General features: G+C 63.1%; 7 protein-coding genes and 1 tRNA gene. 4 read left to right on the top strand and 4 right to left on the bottom strand.

The window, feature by feature from the left end; all coding sequences use genetic code 11:
- Window positions 1-190: 190 nt before the first annotated feature.
- The 4 genes from NZM16_RS02680 (at window position 191) to NZM16_RS02665 (ending at window position 4,977) form a co-directional block, all read left to right on the top strand.
- Window positions 191-1,048 (top strand): ABC-2 family transporter protein, encoded by an 858-nt coding sequence (locus tag NZM16_RS02680; protein WP_295452922.1) that lies wholly within the window; start codon window positions 191-193, stop codon window positions 1,046-1,048.
- 398 nt (window positions 1,049-1,446) lie between these two features.
- Window positions 1,447-2,457, top strand: coding sequence for an AIR synthase family protein (locus NZM16_RS02675; protein WP_295478355.1), 1,011 nt, complete (start codon window positions 1,447-1,449; stop codon window positions 2,455-2,457).
- A gap of 363 nt (window positions 2,458-2,820) precedes the next feature.
- Complete coding sequence (locus NZM16_RS02670) at window positions 2,821-3,888, top strand: L,D-transpeptidase (RefSeq protein WP_295452928.1); 1,068 nt, start codon at window positions 2,821-2,823, stop codon at window positions 3,886-3,888.
- A 528-nt stretch (window positions 3,889-4,416) separates the two neighbouring features.
- A complete protein-coding gene (locus NZM16_RS02665) occupies window positions 4,417-4,977 on the top strand; it encodes a hypothetical protein (protein ID WP_295478352.1) in 561 nt (186 codons plus the stop codon).
- Window positions 4,978-5,333: 356 nt separating this feature from the next.
- Here NZM16_RS02665 and NZM16_RS02660 read toward each other — a convergent pair whose 3' ends face one another.
- From NZM16_RS02660 to NZM16_RS02645, 4 genes are all read right to left on the bottom strand, one after another.
- Window positions 5,334-7,013: a 1,4-alpha-glucan branching protein domain-containing protein gene (locus tag NZM16_RS02660; protein WP_295452934.1), complete on the bottom strand. Its 1,680-nt coding sequence runs from the start codon at window positions 7,011-7,013 to the stop codon at window positions 5,334-5,336.
- A 376-nt stretch (window positions 7,014-7,389) separates the two neighbouring features.
- A complete protein-coding gene (locus tag NZM16_RS02655) occupies window positions 7,390-7,797 on the bottom strand; it encodes a TrkA family potassium uptake protein (protein WP_295452939.1) in 408 nt (135 codons plus the stop codon).
- 158 nt (window positions 7,798-7,955) lie between these two features.
- Window positions 7,956-8,031: transfer RNA gene (locus NZM16_RS02650), tRNA-Asp, on the bottom strand.
- 143 nt (window positions 8,032-8,174) lie between these two features.
- Complete coding sequence (locus NZM16_RS02645; protein WP_295478349.1) at window positions 8,175-8,777, bottom strand: uracil-DNA glycosylase; 603 nt, start codon at window positions 8,775-8,777, stop codon at window positions 8,175-8,177.
- Window positions 8,778-8,929 lie beyond the last annotated feature (152 nt).

Raw genomic sequence — 8,929 nt, 5'->3', positions numbered from 1 at the left:
TACCTCTCCCCATGGGGTAACGCCGCCCGTTCTGTTTTCCCGTTCCCGGGCGGGGCTTGGGCGTGTTATGTTCAACTTGGGGTAGGGGGGGGGGGGCGGTTCCGGCGCCCGCCCCGCCTTCTCAAACCTCAGCTTTGCAACGGCGCCGCCGCGAGTTCGCCCAAAGTCCAGGTGATGAAGGATCGAGGCCATGAAAACAGCCATCCCAACCCCTTCCCATCCGTCCCGCCTCTCGGAAGCGCTGGCCGCCCTGGGCGCTGCCCTCCGGGCTTATCCGACACTGCTCCGCATCTACTGGGCCCGAACGCTGGAATACCGGGTCCAGATCCTGATATGGATCCTCTCCGGCGCCGTGCCGCTGGTCATGCTGGCCGTCTGGCTTTCCATCGCTCAGGAAGGGCCTGTCGGATCCTTCGACGCGGGGACGTTTGTGGGATACTACTTGGCCGCCATCTTCCTGCGCCGGATGACAGGGATATGGATCATCTGGGATCTCGACCGGGATATCCGAACGGGGGGGCTGAGCGCGCGGCTCCTGCGGCCTCTTCACCCCCTGCATTACGATCTGGCCCGCACCTTGGCCTCCCGCCCGCTCCAGGCCCTTCTCGTCGGCCCTCCCATCGCCTTAGCCCTCTATCTATATCCAGGCCCCCAGCTGGATCTCTCGCTCATCAACCTGCTCCGGGTGGCCGCCGCGACGTTCATGGCCATGCTGCTCGAATTCTTCTTTCAATACGCGATCGGTCTCACCGCCTTCTGGACCTCCCAGGCGGTGGCCTTCCACGAGGTCTGGTTTTTTATCAAGGCGCTGGGGTCTGGATATGTGATCCCCCTGGCATTGATGCCGGAAGGCATCCAGCAGCTGTTGCGCTGGACCCCCTTCCCGTTGGTGCTCTCATTTCCGCTGGAGATGCTGCTGGGACGGCTCCCGCCGGAACGGATCGCCCTGGGCTTCGCCGGTCAGGGCCTGTGGCTGGCCCTGGCGATCGCGCTGGTCGCCCTGCTCTGGCGACTGGGAATCCGACGCTACGAGGCGTTTGGAGCCTGATCGGGCCCATTCACGCCATGGGCAACTTCCGAGCTCTCCCGCGGGTTTTTGGGGTTGGGGCGCCGCCTTCAGCGGCCCCCAGCCCCAAAAAGATTTCTCTCCCCTCCCCTGGCCCCAGGGACCCGGGGGAGGGGCCTGACTTGCTTCCCTCCCAAGAACGCTTGGACCAGACTTGTCGCCTGAAGTTGCCCATGGCGTAATTCATATCTTCCCATAGGCCGATGTAACCACCTGGGAGGATCACTCGCCCTACCTGTAAAATACCTCCTGTCTGATGGCCTGGCTCCTGTTCAGAACCCATGCCGCTGGCTAGGCCCAATGGTAGGCAGGGGATCACAGAAAGGTGATTCCAGCAAGACGAAGCCCAACCAACCTTTGAGAAGAGGGAAAGGGTGACGATGTCAACGATCCTCCCGGTGGGAAAGCTTCCTCTGGAGCTGATGCGACGTTTGCTGGATTTCCCGATCCCGGATCCGCGCGTGCGGCTCGGGCCGGGGATCGGCCTGGACGCAGCGGTGATCGACATGGGAGAGCGCTGCCTGGTGGTCAAGGCGGACCCCATCACGTTTGCCACCGATGCCATCGGATGGTATGCCGTCCAGATCAACGCCAACGATATCGCGACCACCGGCGCCCTCCCCCGCTGGATGATGGCCATCCTCCTCCTGCCGGAAGGGCGCACCGATGTCCATCTGGTCGATCAGATCTTTCAACAGCTCCGCTCCGCCTGCGAGGCGCTGGGCGTCACATTGATCGGTGGTCACAGTGAGGTCACTTACGGGCTGGATCGGCCGATCGTGGCAGGGTTCATGCTGGGGGAGGTGAGCCATGATCGGCTGATCACTCCGCACGGCGCCCGCCCCGGCGATCCAGTGATCTTGAGCAAACCGATCGCCATTGAGGGCACTTCGGTGATCGCCCGGGAGAAGCGCACAGAGCTGTTGCCGATCTTCGGAGAAGCCTTTCTCGATCGATGCGCGGATTTCCTTTATAACCCTGGGATCAGCGTGCTGGAGGACGCCCAGATCGCCCTGAGGGCTGGCCGGGTGCACGCCATGCACGATCCGACCGAAGGCGGGCTGGCCACCGGGCTCTGGGAGCTGGCTCAGGCAGCCGGCCTGGGGATCCGGGTGGACGCCGAGGCCGTGCCGATCTATCCGGAGACCCTGGCCCTGTGTCAGCATTACGGGCTGGATCCATGGGGTCTGCTGGCTTCCGGCTCGCTGCTGATTGTCGCTTCGCCCGAAGACGCGCCCGCGATCCGGGACGCGCTGACCGCGAGTGGGCGGGCCGCCGCGATCATCGGCGAACTGCGGTCAGCAGAGGAAGGCGCCTGGATCGAACACACTGGCCAACGGGAGCCCCTCCAGCCCTTCCCCCGGGATGAGCTGGCTCGACTCTTCGAGTGATCTCGGTAGAAGGACTTCCCGCCCTTGCCCGATTCCCCCGGCCGTCCCGTTCGGCCGTTTTCGGTGCTTTGAGAAAACCTCAAGTTTGCCCCTCCCTCCTCCCCACGCTGCTTTACAGTGTAGGGAGAGGGAGCCCTTGGATCAGGCCCATAGGGCAGCGCCCAAAGGTGCGCTGCCCTATGGGCCCCCCCAGTCCTTCAGCCCAGCGTTGGCAAGGCGTTGATTCCACGTAGGTCGGGCGCCCAGGAACTTTTCGAATTCCTGCTACGTTATAATTAGAGAGAATCTAACCCAAAGGTAAGAGTAAGGAAGACCTTCTACCCCGTTCGTTGGGCTGAACAAATCAATTGTGGGGAGGCTTTCATGGTGGATCTGATCCTGACCCTTCTTGGACTTATCTTTCCTGTAGCGGGCCGCTGCATTCCCCCCGATGGGGACCTGACCTTATGCCCCCGGCCGAGTGCAACCCGGATGCCTCCTCGAACCTCCGCGAATGGAACGGTAGACTCCCTGGGGTCCGCCCGGGGCCAGGCCGGGCTTCAAGCCCAGCCGCTGGTCCCCTACACCTACGCGTTTGTGAAAGCGCCAGCTCCCACCTATCGCTCCCCAGAGGATGCCTTAAACGGCGGCTCCCCCCGGAGGGTCTTCCCCGCCGGCTATGTGTGGGTTAGCGTGCACGGCCGGGTGGAGGCAGGGGGGAAGGTGTTTTATCGCATTAACCGCGATGAATACATTGAGGCCTCCTACTTAGCTTTCGGTGCTCCCTCCGCCTTCCGTGGCATCGCCTTCGCCACGCCGCCAACTTATCCCTTCGGCTGGATCGTTCAAACCACTCAACCCTCCGAGGAGCCCGGCCGGGCTCCCTCTCCGAAAACCTCCGCCTTGAAGCGCTATACACCGATCAGGGTGGAGGAGATCCGCTACGTCGGAGATCAGAAATGGTATCGTGTGGGCCCGAATCAGTGGGTGAAAGAACAGATGGTGGGGCTGGTGTTCCCCACCCGGCCGCCGGAGGGGATTCCACCGGGTGCGAAATGGATCGAGGTCAACCTCTATGAGCAAACCCTGGCGGCCTATGAGGGAGACCGACTGGTCTATGCGACCCTGATCTCCTCCGGCCGGGCTCGCACCCCCACGGTCACCGGCCTCTTCCGGATCCAGGTGAAGGCGCGAACGGCCTTGATGGACGGGGACATCTTCGGCTATTACTATCTGGAGGATGTGCCGTGGACCATGTTCTTCCATCAGGGTTATGCGCTCCACGGCGCTTACTGGCACGATCGCTTCGGCCTTCCGCAGAGCCGGGGTTGCGTGAACCTGGCGCCGATGGACGCCCGCTGGCTGTTTGAGTGGGCAGAACCTTATGGGGATGGGCCTTTCGTGCGGGCGACTTCGGATAACCCCGGCACCTGGGTCTGGGTGCATCGATAAAGCGCTCCGGTCCCTGGGGGACTTCAGTAAATCCCAGCGAGGACCCACCCAAAGCGATACACGGGCAATCCCTCCTCCCCGCGGCCTTTCAGGCCACGGGGAGGGGTAAGGGCGCAGCGGCGCTACGCCCTTATGCGCACGGCTCTGTCCACCTTTGATTTGGAGGTTTTTGGGGGGGATGCGAGGGCCTTCGGCCCCGCACTGCCCCCGAAAGATTTTTTCTCCTCCCTCCCCACGGCCCGGTGGGCTGTGGGGAGGAAGGAGAAAGGGGAGGGGCCATTGCCCGCTGGACTGGATTCGGTTCCCCAAATCTCCAGCTCACAACTGGACAAAGCCATATTTCGGGGATGGGTGAGGCCGCTGAAGGCGGCCCCGCCCTAAGAACGTCCTGGATCGACAATGAACGGGCTCACGGGGCAAGCATCAACCCAACGCATTGACCTCACCATCGCTACGCCCGGCACTCTCCCCTCAAGACGTCTTTCTGGTAAACTAATAAGGCAACTGGTTAAAGAAAAAGAGGCGCATATGGTTCCTCTGGAGCTGATCTATCTTTTTGCCGGTGGGGCACTGATCGCCGGTCTGCTGTTCGGCCTCGCTCTCGGGCTCGCCTTTCGCGGAGGGAAGGGTGCGCAAAGCCCCAGCGCACCCCCGCCCCCGAAAACCGAAACCGGCATCGCCCTGGTCAGAGGCCCAGACGGCGCCTGGCGGGTGGAGATCGGGAAGCAACGCTACCGACACCTCCGGGAGATCCACGATGACCAGGCGGCTATGCTGGTTCTGGAGGCCTTTCGGGCGATTCGAGGGATGACGGAGGGCTCTGCGGAACTTCCCCTTCCTATCCCCAGAGTCTCCCCCCCTATGCCGGCCCTGGCCGAGCAACTGGATGAAATCCTTCAGGAACTCCTTCGCCGTCACCCGGAGCTCCCCTACCGAGCTGTTCGCTTCGAGACCCTCCCCGATGGCACCCTGGGCATTATCGTGGGCGGGAGGCGCTATAGCCGACCGGAGGAGGTGCCAGATCCCAACCTCCGTGCCCTCCTACAAGAAGCCATTCGACAATGGGAAGGAGGAAAGAGCGCGGAGTAAGGCATTCCCCCCACCCATCAAGCGGCTCCCTGGATCTGGGGAATTGGGGAGGTAGGCGGAGCTGCTTTCGGCCGCCCCGCCTACCCCATCAAGGCTCATGTCCCGAACCCGTGCCGATGGCTGGGCCTGATCGGGGCAAATGTTTCGGGCTCTTCTCCCCCTGCTACGCCGCGGCGTAGAGCGTAGAGGGGGGAAAGAGGGAGCAGGAGGGAAAGATGATCGGGCCCCTTCCAGCCGCCGGACGGTTCGCTCTCCATCATGCCTGAACGCTGCACATACCCCCTATGGAATTCCCCTTCCCCGCGGTCCCTCAGGTCATGCGAAGGGGGAACCTGCTTCCCGATAGATCCCGTCACCTAAACCTCCTGACCCCACCAGCGGTAATCCAAATCCGGAAACACCCGATCCAGCTCCCAGCACTCCTCCGCCAGGTCCTCATCCGGGCGCCCCGCCTCGATGGAGCGGCAAAGGGCTTCGAAGCGCTCCAGGTGGGCCGTAAAGCGCTCGATGGCGTAAGCGCGCGCTTGCCCCGTCGTCACCAGGAAAGGCCAGTCGCTGGCCTGCAATAGAAGCAGCTCCCGGGCCGCCTGGTTCAGGACCTTCCGGGTCGCCGCGTCGGCCTCCGGATGCCGGGCGGCCAACTGTTCCATCCGGGCCTCCGCCTCATGGATCGGTTCCCACATCCAGTGGGTCTCGGGATTGTCCCATGTCCAGTGCCCGCCTCCCAATCCCCAGCTGGATTCTGGGAGAACCAGCACCTCACGAGGAGGATACGCCTCCACATACTCCCGGGCCGTGGTCAGCCAGACCTCGTCGCTCTCCGCCAGACGCCGCAAGACAGCCTGGATCCAATCCACGCCTTCGAACCACCAGTGGCCGAACAGCTCCGCATCGTAGTTCGAGGCGATCAGGCCGACCTGCCCGGTCGTCCGATGAAATTCCCTCAGGAGATCGTGCACGAGATCCACAAAATGCCGGGCATGCTGCTCCACCTTGTAAGCTGCCCACTCCGGATGGTAATAATCCTTCTCCCCCAGATCCACCTTGCCGGTCACCCGCCAGTATTGCAATCCGGATCGCCCATCCTTCTTGTGGAACTCCCGATAATCGAAATCGCCGGGATATCCCCAATCGGCGGACCATACCTGCATCCCGGTCCGGTTGTTGCGGGCCACCACGGCTACACCGGAATGCTCTCCGCCCAGCACATCCGTGCGGGCCACATAATAGGGACGGTAAGTTGTCCCCCGAGCCTGTTCCACCGTTTCAAAGGGGATCACATAATGGCGCACGATCTGGCCGTAAGGCCCGATGGCCTCGCCCGCCGCCTTCCCCACCGGCCGTCCCCCTTCCACCGCATGGGTTTCGGCAAAGAACAGACGGAACCCTTCGCGGGCGAGGAAGACCTCCAGACCGGGTCGCATGGTCCCATCAGGCTGGAGATAAGCCGGCCGATATGCGCATTCCGGAAGCCAGATGGAGAAGGGATCCCTCCCGAAGAACCGCCGGTAGGTCTGTGCCCCCACCCGCAATTGCCCCCGAATGGAGGAATCCCGGGAGAGGAGAGGGAGATAACCGTGGGTCGCCGCGCTGGTCACCAGCTCCAGGACGCCCGCATCCTGAAGGCGCCGGAAGGCCCCCATCAGGTCCTTCCCGTAACGTCCGGTGAAATGCCGGAGCCGCCGGTCGTAGAACTCCACGTAAAATCGGGCCAGCTCCCGTAGATGCGCATTCCCCTCCGCCTCAAAGCGCGCCACATCCCGTTCCGCCCGGCCCCGCCGGTCCATCGCGTATTCGATGAAATGCTCTTGAACCAGCGGATCTGCCAGCTGATCCGCCAGCACAGGGGTGAGGCTGAGGGTCAGGCGAACCGGAATCCCCTGCTCATAGAGCTCATAGAGGGCGTCCAGGAGCGGGAGATAGGTCTCCGCGATGGCCTCGTGCAGCCACTCCTCCCCATGCGGCCAGCGCCCTGCCCGGCGGCAGTAGGGAATATGGGCGTGGAGGACGAACGTGAAAGCCCCAATTTTCGCCATCGGAACATCCCCTCTCTTTGGGATCTCTGCTCATGATAGCTGGAAGTCCCGAAAAGGGGCCTCACCCACCCCAGAGGTCGGGAATCCCCCGAATCCCCAGGATAGGATCTCGGAATGCCTCTCCCGGGCGGATTGCTCCAGCCGCCTTGCCGTCTTCCGCCGCGGGGAAGAGGAGATCCACAAGGAGGACCGGAGGAGGCTCGACGGAGATCCGGGTGCGCGGAACGCTGGGGTGTTTCGCCTTCGCGATCCGGATGGCGCCCTCAACCCGTGCGGCGAGCACATATCCGTCCGAATCCCAGCCATCGCCTCAGCCGATCCCACAGCTCCTGCACGCCTTTCCGAGCGGATGGTTCCGGCTCCTCCTTCCCCTGGTTCATCCGCTCCAGACGCGCCAGTGTTTCCAGCGGCGCAAATACAACGATTCCCGCGCGATGAGGGCGATGCTCAGATTTGCGGCGTCATCCTCTGTGGCGGCGATCAGGGCCGAGGCCGCCCGCACTCCCGCCTTCTCCAGCACGTCCCGCTGCCGCGCGTTCCCTACAACCACCGCGACGCCTTCCCGACGGAGGAGGGATAGAAAAGGCGCGTTGGGGTTCTGCTCCACCCCCACTACCTCATAGCCCATCCGCAGCAGATGGAGGATCACCCGATATCCGACCCGGCCGATCCCGCAAGCGATGACATGATGGCGAGAGGTGGATGCCGGGGCTGCCTTCCATACGTCCGGACGCTCCTGCCGGCGAAAGAGCGCCGTCCAGAATTGGACTACCTCATCGACCACGATCGCCAGTCCCAGCAGGGGCCATTTGATAGAGAGCTGCTTCTCAGGCCGCCCGCGAGCATCTGCGCCCCGACGCCTACTCCATCCCGGATAAAAGAAAAACGCTCCACCGAGGTGGTGGAGCGTTTTTCGACAGTTCGCAGATCCGATGGGACGTGCGGGCCCGACGGGATTCGAACCCGCGATCTCCGCCTTGACAGGGCGGCGTGTTAGGCCAGGCTACACCACGGGCCCGCTTCTATGGAGAATATACCACACGAATGAAGGAACCGTCAAGGTTGCGAACCGGGGCTTTCAGGCTGAGGGGATGGGCCTCGCCCCCATATTTTCCCTTCCGCGCACTCCCCAGGCCCCCGTTTCCTCAAGTGCGAGGGGCGTTAAAAGAGTGTAAGCTGCTTGGGCTCCTCGGGCGGCTGCTCTTCCTCGGCCTTCAACAAGCCCGCCAGGAACGCCCCCAGTTTCTGGAAATCCTCCTCCACCGTCCGCTTAAGGGCCGGCTGATGGAGGGCCGCCGCGGGATGATACATCGGGAACACCACCCGATCCCCTACCCGGATCGGCTTCCCATGCGCCTGGGAGATCTTCGCATTGGGCAGCCAGTGGGCGAGAGAATATCGCCCCAGGGTGACGATGACCTTCGGGTTGATCAGCTCTACCTGGCGGTCCAGATAGGGGCTGCATGCCTCGATCTCATCCATATAAGGATCTCGATTGCCAGGCGGCCGGCATTTGATCACATTGGTGATGTAAACATCTTCCCGCTTCAGGCCGATGGAGGCCAGCAGCTCATTCAGGAACGCCCCCGCCGCCCCAACAAAGGGTCGGCCCTGGCGATCTTCATGGAAGCCCGGCGCCTCCCCGACGAACATCACCCGGGCGTTCCGGGGCCCCTCGCCGGGCACAGCCAGGGTTCGTCCCCGCGCCAGGGGACACTTCGTGCACCCTCGCACTTCCTGATGCAACCCTTCCAGTTCGTCCATCCGGCATCCCCTCCTTGCAGGAATTCGAGCCGCCATAATAATTGGACTTTGGACAAATAGGACGTGTCCCAGGCCCTCTGGGCCTTCTATGCAACGGGGACCAGCCCCTCCCCCCTCTTCCCATCTTCCCGCGGCCCTTCGGGTTGCGGGGA

The sequence above is a fragment of the Thermoflexus sp. genome (assembly GCF_025055495.1).
Classification (GTDB): domain Bacteria; phylum Chloroflexota; class Anaerolineae; order Thermoflexales; family Thermoflexaceae; genus Thermoflexus.
The sequence above is the reverse complement of the archived record's forward strand: the minus strand, read 5'-3'. Positions and strand labels throughout refer to the sequence as shown.